The organism is Streptomyces sp. cf386, from assembly GCF_900103585.1.
Classification (GTDB): Bacteria; Actinomycetota; Actinomycetes; order Streptomycetales; family Streptomycetaceae; genus Streptomyces.
This window is the reverse complement of the sequence record NZ_FNHV01000018.1, coordinates 115232-131035: the sequence shown is the minus strand read 5'-3', so window position 1 is coordinate 131035 and position 15804 is coordinate 115232. Positions and strand designations below refer to the sequence as shown.

The 15804-nt window shown below is 69.8% G+C and carries 12 protein-coding genes and 1 pseudogene; 4 read left to right on the top strand and 9 right to left on the bottom strand.

Going from position 1 to position 15804, the window contains the following annotated elements; all coding sequences use genetic code 11:
- Positions 1-11: 11 nt before the first annotated feature.
- From BLU79_RS36395 to BLU79_RS36385, 3 genes are all read right to left on the bottom strand, one after another.
- Positions 12-608 (bottom strand): thiamine pyrophosphate-dependent enzyme, encoded by a 597-nt coding sequence (locus BLU79_RS36395; RefSeq protein WP_093910266.1) that lies wholly within the window; start codon positions 606-608, stop codon positions 12-14.
- Positions 608-1147, bottom strand: a complete 540-nt coding sequence (locus BLU79_RS36390) for a thiamine pyrophosphate-binding protein (protein WP_093910265.1) — start codon at positions 1145-1147, stop codon at positions 608-610. Before BLU79_RS36390 ends, BLU79_RS36395 begins: the two co-directional genes overlap by 1 nt.
- Positions 1148-1244: 97 nt before the next feature.
- Entirely contained in the window at positions 1245-2216 is a 972-nt protein-coding gene (locus tag BLU79_RS36385) for a LysR family transcriptional regulator (protein ID WP_093910264.1), read from the bottom strand.
- 151 nt (positions 2217-2367) lie between these two features.
- Between BLU79_RS36385 and BLU79_RS36380 the strand changes: the two genes are divergently transcribed.
- Both BLU79_RS36380 and BLU79_RS36375 read left to right on the top strand, forming a co-directional pair.
- Entirely contained in the window at positions 2368-3567 is a 1200-nt protein-coding gene (locus BLU79_RS36380; protein ID WP_093910263.1) for a CaiB/BaiF CoA transferase family protein, read from the top strand.
- Between the two features lie 30 nt (positions 3568-3597).
- Complete coding sequence (locus BLU79_RS36375; protein ID WP_093910262.1) at positions 3598-4764, top strand: acyl-CoA dehydrogenase family protein; 1167 nt, start codon at positions 3598-3600, stop codon at positions 4762-4764.
- Positions 4765-4798: 34 nt separating this feature from the next.
- On the opposite strand, the gene BLU79_RS36370 is transcribed toward BLU79_RS36375, so the two are convergent.
- Complete coding sequence (locus BLU79_RS36370) at positions 4799-6136, bottom strand: Gfo/Idh/MocA family protein (RefSeq protein ID WP_218137814.1); 1338 nt, start codon at positions 6134-6136, stop codon at positions 4799-4801.
- Positions 6137-6340: 204 nt separating this feature from the next.
- Here BLU79_RS36370 and BLU79_RS36365 point away from each other — a divergent pair, with 204 nt between their 5' ends.
- Complete coding sequence (locus tag BLU79_RS36365) at positions 6341-7774, top strand: glycoside hydrolase family 43 protein (RefSeq protein WP_093910261.1); 1434 nt, start codon at positions 6341-6343, stop codon at positions 7772-7774.
- A gap of 34 nt (positions 7775-7808) precedes the next feature.
- Here BLU79_RS36365 and BLU79_RS36360 read toward each other — a convergent pair whose 3' ends face one another.
- Positions 7809-10025 carry an alpha-L-fucosidase gene (locus BLU79_RS36360; protein WP_093910260.1) on the bottom strand — a complete coding sequence of 739 codons (2217 nt, stop codon included), beginning with the start codon at positions 10023-10025 and terminating at the stop codon, positions 7809-7811.
- A gap of 126 nt (positions 10026-10151) precedes the next feature.
- On the opposite strand from BLU79_RS36360, the pseudogene BLU79_RS36355 reads away from it, so the two are divergent.
- Positions 10152-10369: pseudogene (locus tag BLU79_RS36355) on the top strand (GntR family transcriptional regulator); the annotation flags it as partial.
- A gap of 148 nt (positions 10370-10517) precedes the next feature.
- Here BLU79_RS36355 and BLU79_RS36350 read toward each other — a convergent pair.
- Genes BLU79_RS36350 through BLU79_RS36335 form a run of 4 tightly spaced genes read right to left on the bottom strand, consistent with a single transcriptional unit; the run spans position 10518 to position 15781 of the window.
- Positions 10518-11516, bottom strand: coding sequence for a sugar phosphate isomerase/epimerase family protein (locus tag BLU79_RS36350; protein WP_093910259.1), 999 nt, complete (start codon positions 11514-11516; stop codon positions 10518-10520).
- Between the two features lie 31 nt (positions 11517-11547).
- Complete coding sequence (locus tag BLU79_RS36345; protein WP_093910258.1) at positions 11548-12744, bottom strand: Gfo/Idh/MocA family protein; 1197 nt, start codon at positions 12742-12744, stop codon at positions 11548-11550.
- A gap of 58 nt (positions 12745-12802) precedes the next feature.
- Positions 12803-14245 carry a sugar porter family MFS transporter gene (locus tag BLU79_RS36340; protein ID WP_093910257.1) on the bottom strand — a complete coding sequence of 481 codons (1443 nt, stop codon included), beginning with the start codon at positions 14243-14245 and terminating at the stop codon, positions 12803-12805.
- Between the two features lie 39 nt (positions 14246-14284).
- Positions 14285-15781: a CoA-acylating methylmalonate-semialdehyde dehydrogenase gene (locus tag BLU79_RS36335; protein WP_093910256.1), complete on the bottom strand. Its 1497-nt coding sequence runs from the start codon at positions 15779-15781 to the stop codon at positions 14285-14287.
- Positions 15782-15804: the final 23 nt, after the last annotated feature.

Genomic DNA, 15804 nt, shown 5'->3' with positions numbered 1-15804 from the left:
GATTCGCCTGCTCAGAAGGTGCTCAGGCCGAGCGCGGCGCGGAAGGCGTTCTTGTTGGCGACGCCGTCGCGGGGCGGCAGTGCGCGCGGCGGTTCGTCGGTGGCGATGAGTACCTGTGCGTACGTCGTCGCGGTGCGGGCCTCGATGCGCCGGGCGAGGTCCTCGGTCTGGGCCAGGTCGGTGATCCGGACGGCGTCGGGGATGCCGAAGCCCCGGGCGACGGCGACGAGGTCGGTGCCGAGGCCGGTGTGGCTGGGCTGCATACCGGTCTCGCCGAAGTGGGCGTTGTCGAGGACGACGAGGGTGAGGTTGGGCGGGAGTTGGGCACCGATGGTGGCCAATGTGCCGATCCCCATGAGGTGTTCGCCGTCCCCGGTGACCGCCACGACCGGGCGCTGCGGCTGGGCGAGGGCGAGACCGAGGGCGAGCGGGGCGGCGGCGCCCATCGCGCCCCACAGGTAGAAGTTCTCCGGTCGGTCGCCGGCGGCGAAGACGTCGTAGCTGGGCGAACCGAGGCCGGAGACGATCAGGGTGTCCTCGGGAACGCGGCCGATCAGGTCGGCGACGAAGCGGCGCCGGTCGAGACGTACGTCGGTCGTGGTGGTCATCAGTCCCGCTCCCACTTCTTGCGGCCGATCAGCTTCTGCCCGAGGAGGACGGCGACGCGCTCGCCCGCCTCGAACACCGAGTCCAGGGCGGCTTCGACGGTCTCCTCGACCTCGTCGGGGGTGTCGGCGCGCAGGACGGTGATGCCCATGAGTTCCAGGGCCTGCTGGGTGGTGCGGCCCATCGGGCCCTGCCACGGGTTGAACTCGGCGTACTCGCCCCGCATCGTCACCAGCGTGAGGAAGGGGAACCGGCACATTGCCGGCAGGGAGAACATGTTGACGCAGTTGCCGACGCCGCTGCTCTGCATCAACAGCACCGCCCGCTGACCGCCCAGCCACGCGCCGCTGACCACGGCGACGCCCTCCTCCTCGGTGGTCAGCACGACGTCGTGGATCGCGGGGTCCCGCTGGGCCTCGCGGATGGCGTGGGAGTGGCCAGAGTCCGGGACGTAGGCGATCTGTCGCACGCCACGCTTCTTCAGGGCGGCGAAGACGTCCTCCTGCCAGGAGGGTGGCGCGGCAGTGGGTGTCTCGTTCATGCCGCACATCATGGGTACTGATGGATGGCCGTGAACAATAGAAAAGCGTGATCCCGGCATGCTCTACCCGCATGACCACACGTCCCGGGCGCGTAGTTCACCCGCCCTGTGATCGCGGCTGCGGCTCCGTCTGACGCTGCGGGTGTGGCTGTCGCGCCGAAGGCCATCTGCCCTGACGTACGGCCGTGTCGATCTGGCGGACCAGCTCCCGTGCGACGACCTCCACGGCGGGCGGTGTCCGGCCGGACCGCGGCGTGGCGAGCACGATCGAACGCCACACGTCGGGCTCGCACAACGGCGCCGCGCTCAGCGTGCCGTCCGCGACGTCCTCGGCGATACCGATGCCCGGCAGGACCGTCCAGCCGTGCCCGGCGAGGACGAGTTGCTTCTGCACCCGCATCGAGTTGGTCTGCACGACGATGTCCATGGCGGTCCCGGCCCGCGCCGAGGCGGCGTCGATCAGGGCGCGCAGGGCATGGCCGGACGCGGGCATGACGAGGGGGTGGGCCGCGGCCTCGGTGAAGGGCACGGGGTGATCGGCCCGCAGACCCGCCGAGGGCGGGGCGACCACCCACAGCTGCTCCCGGAGCAGTGGCCGCGCGTTGAGCGACGGCGTGCTGTCCAGGTTGTACAGCAGGGTCAGATCCAGGTCGCCGTCGTCGAGCCACTGCTGGAGGTGTCCCGAGTAGGCCGTCATCAGGCGCAGTTCGATGCCGGGATGATCCCGGGCGAGGGTCGAGACGAGGGGTTCGGCCAGCAGGTCGGTCGTGCTCTCCAGCAGTCCGGCGGTGACGATGCCCGTCACCGCGCCCGGAGTGGGCTGGACCTCGGCGCGCGCCCGCTCCAGCTCGTTCAGGGCGCGCCGCGCCCGGTCCACCATGATCGTCCCGGCCTCGGTGGGCCGCATGCCCTGCCGGGTGCGCTCGAAGAGCGGGACGCCGAGCTCCTGCTCCAGGGTGCGGATCTGCCGGGTCACGGCCGGCTGCACCAGGTGCAGCAGCTCCGCGGCCCGGGTGACGCTGCCCACCTCGGCGACGGTGACGAGCGCTTTGAGCTGTTTGACGTCCATTGCTTCTCCACCACCATGGGTGCACCGGCATCCGCACCATGGCCATCCGTGCCGGGCATGGGTGCATCAGGATTTGCTATTTCACTCAGAATGTCATGAGTGCACATGATGGTAGTCCCAGCGGGTCGAGCCCTTCCCCGGAGGCCAACGCATGCCCGAACACCCCGAAGCCCTGCCCCTGTCCGGCATCACCGTCGTCAGTGTTGAGCAGGCCGTGGCGGCCCCCTTCGCCACCCGCCAGCTGGCGGACCTCGGGGCCCGGGTCATCAAGGTGGAGCGCCCGGGAGGCGGCGACTTCGCCCGGCGGTACGACACCTCCGTGCACGGCGAGTCCAGCTACTTCGTCTGGCTCAACCGGTCGAAGGAGTCCCTGACCCTCGACCTGAAGGCGGAGGACGGGCGCCGCATCCTGGAGAAACTCCTCGCGCGGGCCGACGTGTTCGTGCAGAACCTGGCGCCCGGCGCGGCCACGAGGATGGGCCTGGGCGCGCAGGAGCTCACCGAGCGCTTCCCCTCACTGATCCCCTGCTCGATCTCGGGCTACGGCGCCACCGGCCCCTGGGCCGAGCGCAAGGCCTACGACCTGCTGGTGCAGTGCCAGACCGGTCTGGTCTCCCTGACCGGCAGCCCCGAAGAGCCCGCCCGCGTCGGCATCTCGATCGCCGACATCGCGGCCGGCATGTACGCCTACTCCGGCATCCTCACCGCCCTGCTCGCCCGTGCCACCACGGGCGTCGCCCGCGCCGTCGAGGTCTCCCTGTTCGAGGCGCTCGCCGAGTGGATGGGCCAGCCCGCCTACTACACCCGCTTCGGGGGCGGCCAGCCCCCGCGGGCCGGTACCCAGCACGCCACCATCGCCCCGTACGGTGCCTACCCCTGTACCGACGGCAAGGACGTCCTGTTCTCCATCCAGAACGAGCGCGAGTGGGCCGCCCTGTGCGAGCGGTTCCTCGACGCCCCCGCCCTCGTCGACGACCCCCGCTTCGCCTCCGGCCCGGCGCGCGTGGCCCACCGCGACGAACTGAACGAGATCGTGGCCGAGCGGTTCGCCGCGTCGGACAGCGCCGGGGTGATGAAGGCGCTGGACGAGACGGGCATCGCCAACGCCGGGGTCAACGACATCGAGGACTTCCTGGCCCACCCCGTGCTCGCCGCCCGCGGCCGATGGCGGGACGTGCCGATACCCGGCGGCGTCGCGGTACCGGCCCTGGTCCCGCCGGCGGACCTGGCGGGCGTGACCGCCCGTATGGGCGCCGTCCCCGCCGTGGGCGATCACACCGAAACCGTTCTCGCCGAACTGGGCTACACCCCTGCCGAGATCCAGGCCCTACGAGCCGACCGCGTCCTGTGACGCCGGTCCCACTTCCGGGAGCAACTCAACATGAGCACTCTGGACACCCTGTCCGAGGACGAGCGGTTCGTCGTGCGCACGGTGCGCGACTTCGTGGACAAGGAAGTCAGGCCGGTCGTACGGGAGTTGGAGCACACCGACACCTACCCCGAAGCGCTGATCGAGCAGATGAAGCAGCTCGGCATCTTCGGGCTCGCCGTCCCCGAGGAATACGGCGGCACCCCCGTCTCCACCCCCTGCTACGTGCTGATCACCGAGGAGCTGGCCCGCGGCTGGATGAGCCTGGCCGGTGCGATGGGCGGCCACACGGTGGTGGCCAAGCTGCTGCTGAGGTTCGGCACGCAGGAGCAGAAGCGGCGCTACCTGCCGCGCATGGCGGATGGCGGGATCCGCGCGACGATGGCCCTCACCGAGCCGGGCGGCGGCTCCGATCTCCAGGCGATGCGCACCGTCGCCCGAAGGGACGCGGACGGCTATCTGGTGAACGGCGCGAAGACCTGGATCACCAACTCCCGCCGCTCCCAGCTGATCGCACTGCTGTGCAAGACCGATCCGGAGGCGAGCCCGGCGCACCAGGGCATCTCCATCCTCCTGGTCGAGCACGGCCCGGGCCTGACCGTCTCCCGCGACCTGCCCAAGCTCGGCTACAAGGGAGTGGAGAGCTGCGAGCTGTCCTTCGAGGACCACCGCGCACCGGCCGAGGCGCTGCTCGGGGGCGTCGAGGGCAAGGGCTTCGCCCAGATGATGAAGGGCCTGGAGACCGGCCGCCTCCAGGTCGCCGCCCGCGCCCTCGGCGTCGGCCGGGCCGCCCTGGAGGACTCCCTCGCCTACGCCCGGGAACGTGAGTCCTTCGGCAAGCCCATCTGGCAGCACCAGTCCATCGGCAACTACCTGGCCGACATGGCGACTTCACTGACAGCGGCCCGCCAGCTCACCTTGTTCGCGGCCCGGGAGGCGGACGCCGGGCGTCGGGTGGACATGGAGGCCGGGATGGCGAAGCTCTTCGCCTCCGAGACGGCCATGCAGATCGCCCTCAATGCCGTACGCGTCCACGGTGGTTACGGCTACTCGACCGAGTTCGACGTCGAGCGCTACTTCCGCGACGCACCCCTGATGATCGTCGGGGAGGGCACCAATGAGATCCAGCGCAACGTCATCGCGAGCCAGTTGGTCAAGCGGGGAGGGCTGGACACCTGAAGTTCCTTGCTGGGACCGGGTGTTAGTCGCACGGTCACCGGTCGACGTCGAGCAGGTCCCGGGCCCGTACCGGGAGCCCCGTCTCGAAGGAGCGGTTCGCGGCCAGGCCGGTGACCAGGGAGCGGGCGCCGTCGGATGCGTCGGCCGCGCGGTGCAGGGGGTCCGGGGCCGGGGTGCCGAACAGGTCCTGCAGCATGCGTACGTCACCGCCGCCGTGCCCGCCCTCGCCGGTCGCGACCTTGATCTCGTGCGGCTTCCCCCAGAAGGGGCGCAGCAGCAGCTCGGTGCGCCCGGCGTTGTGGTCCGTCTCGGCGCCGTGCAGGACGGGCTCGGAACTGCCGGTCCGCACGCGGGGACGGGTCCACGTCGACTCCTCCACGAGCAGTTCGAGGCGTCCCTCGCTGCCGTTGAAGGCGATCCGGTAGCCCTCCCACGGGGAGTACGCGGTGAGGTGGTACGTCAGGGTGGCGCCCGTGGCGTACCGGACCAGCACCGCCATGTCGTCCTCGATCGTCACGCCGGGGGCGAACACGTTCTGGTCGCGGTGGTAGCCGTCCTCGGCCTCCGCGTCCAGGTACAGCGCGCTGAGCACGGCCGAGTCGGACAGGTGCACGGCGAAGGGGTCGGTCTCGGCGGCGGGGGAGCCGTGGGCGCGGTCGTAGTCCCGGGCGAGGCCGCGGCGCCGGCCGGCCTGGTCGCCGTAGAAGAAGAGGCCGCCCTGGGCGTAGACAGTCTCGGGCCGGGTGCCCAGCCACCAGTTGACCAGGTCGAAGTGGTGGGTGGACTTGTGCACCATCAGGCCACCGGAGTTGGCCTTGTCGCGGTGCCAGCGGCGGAAGTAGTCGGCGCCGTGCCGCAGGTCGAGCAGCCACTCGAAGTGCACCGAGCCGACCTCGCCGATCGCACCGGCCGCGAGGTGTTCCCGTACGGCCGAATGCACCGGGTTGTAGCGGTAGTTGAAGGCCACCCGGACCTCGCGGCCGGTGCGCCGCCGCGCGTCCAGGATGCGGCGGGCCTTGTCGGCGTCCGTCGTCATGGGCTTCTCGGTGATCACGTCGCAGCCCGCTTCGAGGGCTCGCACGATGTAGTCGTCATGGGTGCGGTCCACCGTGCACACCACGACCAGGTCGATCCGCTCGCGGCGCAACATCGCGTCGAAGTCCTCGGCGGCGTACGTCGGTACGGGCGGCCGTCCCGGGTGGGCGTCCGTGAGCCAGGCGTCGTGGACGGCCATCCGGTGGGCGTTGACATCGCAGAAGGCTGCCAGCTCGATCCGGTCCGCGTAGGGACCGGCCAGCGCCTGGGTGAACAGCCGGGCGCGGGCGCCCAGGCCGACCACGGCGGCTCGGCGGCGTGCGGTGCCCTGAGGCATGCAAGTCTCCATTCGAAGAGGGGAGTTGTCGGGCATGGCGTGGTGCTGCGTGTTCTGGCAACCCTTTCCAATCCTTTCCCCTTCCGTCCCGGGGATGGGGTGCGCATGTCGGAAGTATTGACGTGTCCATTCGAACGCCCTTAACGTCTGCCCGATTCTGCGAACGTCGTACGATATATCGAACGCCCTGGATAGGAGACGCGCATGTCCGCGGTTCTCGCCCGGCTGACGGCGATACTGGTCGCCGCCTGCCTCCTCCTCACCGGCCAAGCCCTGACCGCACCGGACCGGGCAGCCGCCGCAGACGCCGGCTACCTGATGACGCACTTCATCGGGGAGGGGGCCACCGGTCAGCAGATCTACTTCTCGCACAGCGCGGACGGCCTGCACTGGAACGACCTCAACGGTGGCGGGATGACCCTGCGTTCCACCGTGGGCACGCGCGGGGTGCGCGACCCCGCGCTGGTCCGCTCCCCGAACGGCGACCGCTACTGGATCATCGCGACCGACCTGTGCATCGGCTGCGGGCAGTCATGGGACGACGCCATCAACAACGGCAGCCGCAACCTCGTCGTGTGGGAGTCGAAGGACCTGGTCACCTGGTCGCAGCCATGGCTGCTCAACGTCGCCGGCGCGATCCCCGACGGGCGCAACGCGTGGGCGCCGGAAGCGATTTGGAACCCGGCCACGAACGACTACGTCCTGTACTGGGCGACCAACGCGACCCTGAACGGCGTGCTGAAGCACCGTATCTACGCCGCCCGCACCACGGACTTCCGTACGATCACCACCCCGCAGGTCTACATCGACCGCCCGGGCACCCAGGGCATCATCGACACCCAGATCGTCGAGGTGCCGTCCGGCGTCGGCAACTTCCGCTATGTCCGGGCCTCCGGTGACGGCCAGATCACCCTCGAAGGCAGCAACTCGATCCTCGGCTCGTGGACCGGCCTCGGCAACCTCTCCGGCATCGGCCTGACCGGCTCCCAGGTCGAGGGCCCGATGTGGATGAAGTTCCGGGACCGTGACGAGTGGACCCTGTACCTCGACCAGTACGCGGCCGGAAAGGGCTACATGCCGGTCCTGACGACCAACCCGTCCGCCCCCGGCGCCTTCAAGCTCCCGGCGTCGGGCTCGTACTCCCTTGGCGGCACCAAGAAGCGCCACGGTTCCATCCTGAACCTGACGGCCGCTGAGGAGAGCCGGGTGCAGACACGCTGGCCCGCCGCGACCGCCGGCCGGCTGCAGTCGTACAACTTCCAGGACCGGTACGTACGGCACACCAACTTCGACGTACGCATCGACCCGAGCGTCAGCCCCGCCGACGACGCCCGGTTCCGGCTGAGGACCGGGCTCGCGGGCTCCGGCACCGTCTCCTTCGAGTCGGTGAACTTCCCCGGCTACTTCCTGCGGCACGACGGATCCGACTTCCAACTCGCCTACTACGACGGCACCACCGCCTTCGCCGCGGACGCCACCTTCCACCAGGTCGCCGGGCTCGCCGACGGAAGCTGGTCGTCGTTCCGGTCCTACAACCACCCCGACCGCTACATCCGGCACTACGCCTACCAACTGAAGCTCGACCCCGTCACCACCGCCACGGCACGCGCCGACGCCACCTTCCGTGTGACGAGCTGATGGCTGAGCCGGGCGGGGGCGCCGGAGCTGTCGATCAGGACTCGGTGAACGTCCACAGCAGGTTGGTGGAGGCGCCCCACGTCCACTGCTTGGTGACGGAGCCGGCGGACACCTTGCCGCCGCCGTCCAGGACGAGACCCGTGGTGCGGTTGGCGAGGGAGTACCGGTCGTCGCCGCGGTGGATGATCAGCCACTGCTGATCGGTGCCGCCGTTCCAGTCGGCCTGTCGGGCGGTGGCGCCGTCGCTCGTGGCGCCCCATCCGTCGGCGACCATGCCGTTGGCGCGGTTGACCAGCTTGTAGTAGCCGTTGCCGAGGTCGACCGCTTGCCACTGCAGGTTCGGGGAGGCGTCCCAGGTCCATTGCTTCAGGACGGAGCCGGAGGGGACGTCGCCGCCGCTGTCCAGGGCCAGGCCGTTGGTGACGTTGGTGATCCGGAAGTGGGCCGACGGGTTGAACACGACCTTGAGGGAGGTGATCCGCTTCCGGATTCCGGCGTTGTCGGCCGTGAAGGTCCAGGAGGTGCCCGTGAAGTCGTCGCCCGAGTAGCCGACGAGCTCGTACCCGGGGGCAAGTCTGAGGGAGGAGAGGGTACGGGGCGGCAGTCCCGCGAGGGTCAACTGCTCGGCGGTGTAGCCCCCGAGGGGGAGAGCGGCGCTGTCGCCGCCGTAGCCGAAGCCGTTGAAGGCCACCGCGCCGGTGAGCGGACGCAGTGCCGGAATCCGGCCGGAGAAACGGAGCTTCAGGACGTAGGCGGGGGCGTCGAACGGAACCGTCGGCGGGAGTGTCACCCTCAGGCCGGTGGCGTCCTGGGTCGGGGCGGGGAGGTCGATGTAGGTGCCGGCCGTCGCGTTCAGCAACTGCACCGACGACAGTGAGTCCAGGGCGATGCGGTCGGACGCCAGGGTCCCGATCGTCAGCGAACTGCCGGGCCGGCCCAGGACGGTGGCGTACAGGACTGTGTTCGCCTTGTTCCGGGTGAAGCGGATGTCCTGGGCGGTGCCTGCCGTGGGCCGGGTGAAGGAGCCGCCGCCCATCTTCGTCGGGCCCTCGCCGTACGCCGTCCAGGCCCGGGTGCCGTAGACCGACTCGCCGAAGCGCTTCAGATAGTCGCCGATGCCGAGCAGGATGTCGCGCTGGCCCTGCGGAATGGTGCCGTCGGCCTTGGGGGCGATGTTGAGCAGCATGTTGCCGTTCTTGCTGACCCGGTCGATGAACGAGTGCAGCATCTGGGCCAGTGAGTAGTAGCCGATGCCCTCGGTGTAGCACCAACTGGAGCTGGAGATGCTGTCGTCGGTCAACCAGTAGGGCGCGGTGAGGTCGGCCGGGCCGCCCCGCTCGTAGTCGAAGACCTGCCCGTGGCTGTTGAACCCGTCCTTGTAGGTGGCGACGACTTCCCGGCCCCACCTGTCGGCCTGGTTGTAGTAGTACGCCAGGAAGTTCAGCCGCTGCCGCTCGTCGACGTGGTCCAGCCGCCAGTCCTGCCAGAGGATGTCCGGCTCGGCCCGGTCGACGACCTCCTTGAGCTTGTCGTACCAGAGCTGGTTCTCCTGCTCCGGACCGAGCTGCCCGTACAGCTTCTTCAGGCTCTCGTCCGACTGCGCCGGCGCGTACTCGTAGTAGCCGGTGTAGTTGTACGCGTGGTGCATCGCCACCAGCAGCTTCAGTTGCTTGGCGCGGATGGCGTCGGTGAACAGCTTCAGCAGGTCGAGGCGCGGGCCCCTGCGCACGGAGTTCCACTCGTTGACCTGGCTGTCCCACATCGAGTAGCCGTCGTGGTGCTCGGCGACCGGGCCGGCGAACCGCGCACCGGCGTCCACGAAGAGCTGCGCCCACTCGTCGGGGTCGAAGGCGCCGCCCTCGGACTTGAGCTTCGGCGCGAACTCCTGGTGGTTTCCCGCCAGATCGTCCGCGCCGTCGATGAAGTGGTGGAACGGCCAGTCGGACGGGTCGCCGTAGGTGGCGATGTGATGCTTGTTCGCCTTGCTGTCCGGCACGTACATGTTGCGCGGATACCACTCGCTGTCGTACGCGGGGACGCTGAAGACGCCCCAGTGGAAGTAGATGCCAAACTTGGCGTCCCTGAACCACTCGGGGGCGGCGGGGTGTCGGTTCACGGAGTCCCAGGTGGGCTGGTAGGTCCTCGGGGCGGCCGGCGCACTTCCGGCAGCGAACACATCGGTGGCCACCGCGGCCGTCACGACGGCCGTGGCACCGGCAAGTAACCTGCGCCTGCTGATCGACTGCGACATACGCATGAACGTCAGGCATGGGACCTACTACTGTCAACGGGTGTGCAGGGATGAATGTGCCTGCTGAGATAGGGGAGTTGACCGGTTGGTGATGAATGACGTTGATTGCCCAAGGGGAGACATCGCATGTCTCTGACGGACAGGGCCATCGACCAGCTCGGTAAGCTGATCCGCTCGGGCGCGCTGCCCCCGGGCTCGACGCTGCCCCAGAACCCGACCTCGCCGCCCAGTTGGGGCTGTCCCGCAACCTCGCCCGTGAGGCGGTCAAGGCGCTGGCCGTCGCCCGGATCTCCGACGAGGACCTGGCCGAGGTGAAGCGGCACCTTGACGCGATGCGGGAGGCCGTCTCCAGCAGTACGGAGCAGTGGCTGCGGGAGCACCTGAACGCCGGCGGGTCCGTACCGGAACAGTCCGTACCGCAACAGCCCGTACCGGAACGCGACATGGCCCCGCACCCGACTGGCGGGGGCAGGGCCATGTGACGCGGCCGGGCTACAAGGCCGCCGCCGCGGTGTGCAGGTTCTTCGCGGCCAGGGCGAGGCCCTCGGTCTGCGAGTAGGCGGCGTCCTCGTGCTCGATGTTCACGGCCATGTCCGGGTCGATCTCGGCGAGGGCGCCGAGGAACTCGGTCCAGAACGGCACGTCGTTGCCGAGGCCGACGGCGACGAACTTCCACGCCGGGTTCTCGGGCCAGGCGTTGCACCAGAAGCCGTAACCGGTGGGCACCTTGCCCTCGGCGTCGGCCGGCACGCGGGTGAACGACGTGTCGAGTACGCCGCGGATGTCGGCGCCGGGGCACAGCGTCGCGTCCTTCGCGGCGGCGTGGAACACCAGCGGGCCCAGCCACTTGATGGAGGCGATGACGTCCATGCCCTGCCACATCAGGTGCGACGGGTCCATCTCCGCGCCCACGTTCGTCAGGCCGCCCTCGTCGACCAGCCGCTTCAAGGTCACCGGCGAGAACACGAGGTTGTGCGGGTGCATCTCGATGGCGACCCGGACGTCGTTCTCCCGGGCGAGGGCGTCGATCTCCTTCCAGAACTCGACGGCCACGCCCCACTGGTAGTCCAGGACGTCCATGTAGACGCCGTCCCAGGGGTTCACGACCCAGGAGGGGTACTTGGCGTCCGGGTCGGAGCCCGGCGTGCCGGACATGGTGACCACGTGCTTGACGCCGAGGAGGCCGGCGAGGCGGATGGTGCGGCGCAGGTCGTCGGCGTGCTTCGGGCCGACGCCCGGGAGCGGGTTGAGCGGGTTGCCGTTGCAGTTGAGGCCGGTCAGTTCCATGCCGCGGCCGGCGAAGGTCGCCAGGTACTCCTCGCGTGCCTTGGCCGAGGACAGCAGCAGGTCGACCGGGCAGTGCGGGGAGGGGATGAAGCCGCCGGTGTTGACCTCGACCGAGGTCAGGCCGTTCTCCTTGAGGATGTCGAGGGCGTCGGTGAGGGTGCGGTCGTGCAGACAGGCGGTGTAGGCGCCGAGCTTGAGGGCCATGCGGGTGCTCCTTGGAGATAAGTGTGGGAGGTCAGGCGACGGGCGGGACCGCGACGGCCGCGCCGTCGGTGCGGGAGGACTCGACGACGGCCTGGATGATCTCCATCGTCCGCAGCGCGTCGGCGAACGTGGCGCAGGCCGGCAGCGGCTCGGCGACCCCCGCGACCTGGTCGAGGAACGCCCGGGCCTGGTAGGTGAAGTTGTCGCCGTTGCTGGCGCCGACACCCGGCGCCTCCATCGGGACACCGCCCGCGAAGTACGGCATCTGCGGGCCGGCGATGATCTGCCGGGCGCCGCGCGTACGGGCCTCCGGCTGGGCGTCGTCGAAGAGGTACTCGGCGGGCCGGTGCTGGTCGAACGCGGCCCGGCCGCTGACGCCCAGCACGTCGAAGAAGAGGCCGTTGGGCAGCCCGAAACCGGTGCGGGTCACCGAGAAGGTGCCGACGAGACCGGACTCGAAGCGGGCCGTGAAGGTCGCCGTGTCCTCGTTCTCGACCTCGCCGAACTCGTCCGAGACAGGGGCCGCGTTGTGCCCGACGACCGCGCCCAGCGGCAACGGCCGCTTCGGGATCTGCGTCGACAGCGAGGCGCCGGACACCGAGGCGATGGGCCCGGCGACGTACTCGGCGACGTCGATGACGTGCGAACCGATGTCGCCGAGCGCGCCGGAACCCGGGCCGCCCTTGAAGCGCCAGCTCAGCGGCCCGTTCGGGTCGGTCGCGTAGTCGCACCAGTAGCGACCGCTGAACAGGGTCAGGTCACCGAGCTCGCCGCCCCGCACATGCTCGCGGATCGCGGCGATGCCGGGGGCGCGCCGGAAGGTGTACCCGACCGAGGTCACGACCTCGGCGGTGCGCTCCAACTCGGCCATCGCACGGGCGTCCTCCATCGAGCCGGCCAGCGGCTTCTCACAGAGCACATGCTTGCCCGCGGCGACCAGCGCCTCGGCGATCGGCCGGTGCAGAGCGTTGCCGACGACGATGCTGACGGCGTCGATCGTCGGGTCCTCGACCACGGCCTCCCAGCTGGGGAGCGCCGTCTCGAACCCGTAGCGACGCGCGGCGTCCTCACCGAGCGCGACGTTGGCGTCGGCGATCGCGGCCAGCCGGACCGGCGGCAGGCCGGCGCCGAAGACCGTGTTCACGTTGCGGTACCCGGCGGCGTGGCTGCGGCCGGCCATACCGGCGCCGATGACCGCGACGGAGAGTGGTTTGGCAGAGGTGGTCATGGCGGTGCCTTTCAGAAGTCTCAGAGGAGGGGGGTTATGGAAAGGGAGGGAAGCGTGCTCAGGCGGCGAACTGCTGCCGGAAGTGGGACTCGATGGCTTCCATCGAGCGGCCCTTGGTCTCGGGGATGGTGCGGAGATAGAAGAAGAACGTCGCGACGTTGACCGCGGCGAAGATCAGGAACGTGGTCCCGCCGACCGCGTCGATCAGCGGCGGGAACACCAACGTGACCACGAAGTTGGCCATCCAGGTGCCGAACACGGCGATGCCCATCGCGAAGCCGCGCAGCCGCAGCGGGAAGATCTCCGAGAGCATCAGCCAGAACACCGTCGCGATGCAGCCCTGCATGAACAGCAGGAACGTCAGCATGGACGCGAGCACGAGATAGCTGCGCACGGTCGACTCCGGCAGGAGCAGAAAGCACAGCGCGATCAGCACCAGCGACACCGTGACGCCGACCTGCCCGGTCAGCAGCATCGGACGTCGGCCGAACCGGCCCAGCAGCCACATGCCCGTCGACACCGCGAGCACCGCCACGACACCGTTGGCGATGGTGGCCGTCAGGGCCGCCTGGGTGCCGAGGCCGGTGTCCAGCAGGATCGTCGGCGCGAAGTACATGATCGAGTTGACGCCGGTCAGCTGCGACAGAACGGCCAGCCCCAGCCCGACGGTCACGATGCGCCGTATCCATGGAGTGCGCAGATCCTGCCAACCGGCCCGCGGCTCATCGGCGTCGGCTGCGACGGTGCGCTTGATCTCGGCGAACTCCGCGTCCACGACGCGCGCGTCACGGATCCGGCCGAGCGTGCGGGCCGCGTCGTCGAACCGCCCGCGCGAGGCGAGCCACCGGGGCGACTCGGGCACGAACAGCATCCCGATCCACAGAGCCACGGCCGGGACGGTGGCGATCGCGAGCATCCAGCGCCACACACCACCCTCGCCCACGGTCCTGGCGATGACCGCGTTCGAGGTGTACGCCAGCAACTGCCCGGTCACGATCATCAGCTCGTTCTGCGTCACCAGACGACCGCGATGCTCCGCCGGGGCCAACTCGGCGATGAACACCGGCACCGTCGCGGACGCTCCGCCGACGGCCAGCCCGAGCAGCACCCGGAACAGCACCATCACTTCGAGACCCGGAGCCAGCGCGGTGCCCAGCGCACCGACGAAGAACAGCACGGCGAGCCCGAGGATCGTCCGCCTGCGCCCATGCCGGTCGGCCAGCCGCCCGCCGTACAGCGCCCCGAAGGCCGCGCCGAGCACCAGCGACGACGCGACGATCCCCTCGGTCAGCGGGGTGAGCCCGAGGCCGCCCTCCTCGTGCGAGAGGGACATGAAGGGCAGCGCACCGGAGATGACGCCGGTGTCGTAGCCGAAGAGGAGCCCGCCGAAGGTGGCGATGACGGTGATGAGCCGCAGCCGCCGATAGACCTCCGGCGAGGCGTTGTCCTTGACGGTACTGCTTGGTGTGAGGGCCTGGGATGCGTCGTCCCTGACGTCCATGGCCACCTCCTACCGGTCGATGTGGGGGACGGGTGTACCTCAGTTGGAGGTGGGGAAGTTGAAGCCGGCGGTGACCTGCTGCTTGGGCTCCGGCCAGCGGGTGGTGACGACCTTGGGGCGGGTGTAGAAGCGGATGCCTTCGGGGCCGTGGATGGGGGAGTCGCCGATGAGGGAGTCCTTCCAGCCGCCGAAGGAGTAGCAGGACATCGGGACCGGGACGGGCACGTTGATGCCGATCATGCCGACGTCGACCTTGCGCTGGAAGCGGCGGGCCGCCTCGCCCGAGCCGGTGAACAGGGCGGTGCCGTTGCCGTAGGGGTTGGCGTTGATGAGGTCGATCGCCTGATCGAGGGACTCGGCACGGACGATCGCGAGGACCGGGCCGAAGAGCTCCTCCTTGTAGGCGTCCATCTCGGTGGTGACGTGGTCCAGGAGGGAGGGGCCGGTGAAGAAGCCCTCCTCATGGCCCTCGACCTTCAGCCCGCGGCCGTCGACGACGACGGTGGCGCCCTGCGCGGCGGCACCGCCGACGGCGTTCTCGACGCGTTCCTGGGCGGCCTTGGTGACCAGCGGGCCCATCTCGGTGCCGGCCTGGTCGCCGGGGCCGACCTTCACCTCGCGTGCCTTGCGCTCCAGGATCTCCACCAGCCCGTCGGCCGCGTCACCCACGGCGACGGCGACGGAGACGGCCATGCAGCGCTCGCCTGCGGAGCCGTAGGCACCGGCGGTGATGTGGTTGGCGGCGAACTCCAGGTCGGCGTCGGGCAGGACGACGGCGTGGTTCTTGGCGCCGCCCAGGGCCTGGACGCGCTTGCCGTGGGCGGTGGCGGTTTCGTGGACGTACTTGGCGATGGGCGTCGAGCCGACGAAGGACACGGCGCGGATGCCCGGGTGGGTGAGGATGGCGTCGACGGCGGGCTTGCCGCCGTGGATGACGTTGAAGACGCCGTCCGGAAGGCCGGCCTTCTTGTACAGCTCGGCGACGAAGTTGGCGGCGGAGGGGTCGCGCTCGCTGGGCTTCAACAGGAACGTGTTGCCCGTGGCGATGGCTATCGGGTGCATCCACAGCGGCACCATGGCCGGGAAGTTGAACGGCGTGATGCCCGCGACGACGCCGAGGGGCCGACGGAAGTTGTGCACGTCAACGCCGCGCGAGACCTGGTCCGAAAAGGCCCCCTTCAACACGTCGCCGAGGCCGCAGGCGAACTCCACGACCTCGCGGCCGCGGGTGATCTCACCGCGGGCGTCGTCGACGGTCTTGCCGTGCTCGGCGGAGATGATCCGGCCCAGCTCCTCCTCGTGCTCGACGAGCAGCTGGCGGAAGGTGAACATGACCTGGGTGCGCTGGGTGAGGGAGGACTCCGACCAGGTCTCGAAAGCGGCGGAGGCGGCAGCGACGGCCGCGTCCACGTCGGCGCCGCCGCCGAGGACGACCTGAGCCTGCTCGGCGCCGGTGGCCGGGTTGAACACCGGCTGGGTGTCGGCGGTGGCGCCCGGGGCGGGGCTGCCGTTGATCCAGTGCGGGATGGTCTTCACGGTGCGGGTTTCCTTTGTGGGGA

Excerpts from the sequence above, each read along its gene's own strand:
- BLU79_RS36395 (WP_093910266.1), bottom strand. The coding sequence starts at position 608 with ATGACCACCACGACCGACGTACGTCTCGACCGGCGCCGCTTCGTCGCC.
- BLU79_RS36390 (WP_093910265.1), bottom strand. The coding sequence starts at position 1,147 with ATGAACGAGACACCCACTGCCGCGCCACCCTCCTGGCAGGAGGACGTC.
- BLU79_RS36385 (WP_093910264.1), bottom strand. The coding sequence starts at position 2,216 with ATGGACGTCAAACAGCTCAAAGCGCTCGTCACCGTCGCCGAGGTGGGC.
- BLU79_RS36380 (WP_093910263.1), top strand. The coding sequence starts at position 2,368 with ATGCCCGAACACCCCGAAGCCCTGCCCCTGTCCGGCATCACCGTCGTC.
- BLU79_RS36375 (WP_093910262.1), top strand. The coding sequence starts at position 3,598 with ATGAGCACTCTGGACACCCTGTCCGAGGACGAGCGGTTCGTCGTGCGC.
- BLU79_RS36370 (WP_218137814.1), bottom strand. The coding sequence starts at position 6,136 with ATGCCTCAGGGCACCGCACGCCGCCGAGCCGCCGTGGTCGGCCTGGGC.
- BLU79_RS36365 (WP_093910261.1), top strand. The coding sequence starts at position 6,341 with ATGTCCGCGGTTCTCGCCCGGCTGACGGCGATACTGGTCGCCGCCTGC.
- BLU79_RS36360 (WP_093910260.1), bottom strand. The coding sequence starts at position 10,025 with ATGTCGCAGTCGATCAGCAGGCGCAGGTTACTTGCCGGTGCCACGGCC.
- BLU79_RS36350 (WP_093910259.1), bottom strand. The coding sequence starts at position 11,516 with ATGGCCCTCAAGCTCGGCGCCTACACCGCCTGTCTGCACGACCGCACC.
- BLU79_RS36345 (WP_093910258.1), bottom strand. The coding sequence starts at position 12,744 with ATGACCACCTCTGCCAAACCACTCTCCGTCGCGGTCATCGGCGCCGGT.
- BLU79_RS36340 (WP_093910257.1), bottom strand. The coding sequence starts at position 14,245 with ATGGACGTCAGGGACGACGCATCCCAGGCCCTCACACCAAGCAGTACC.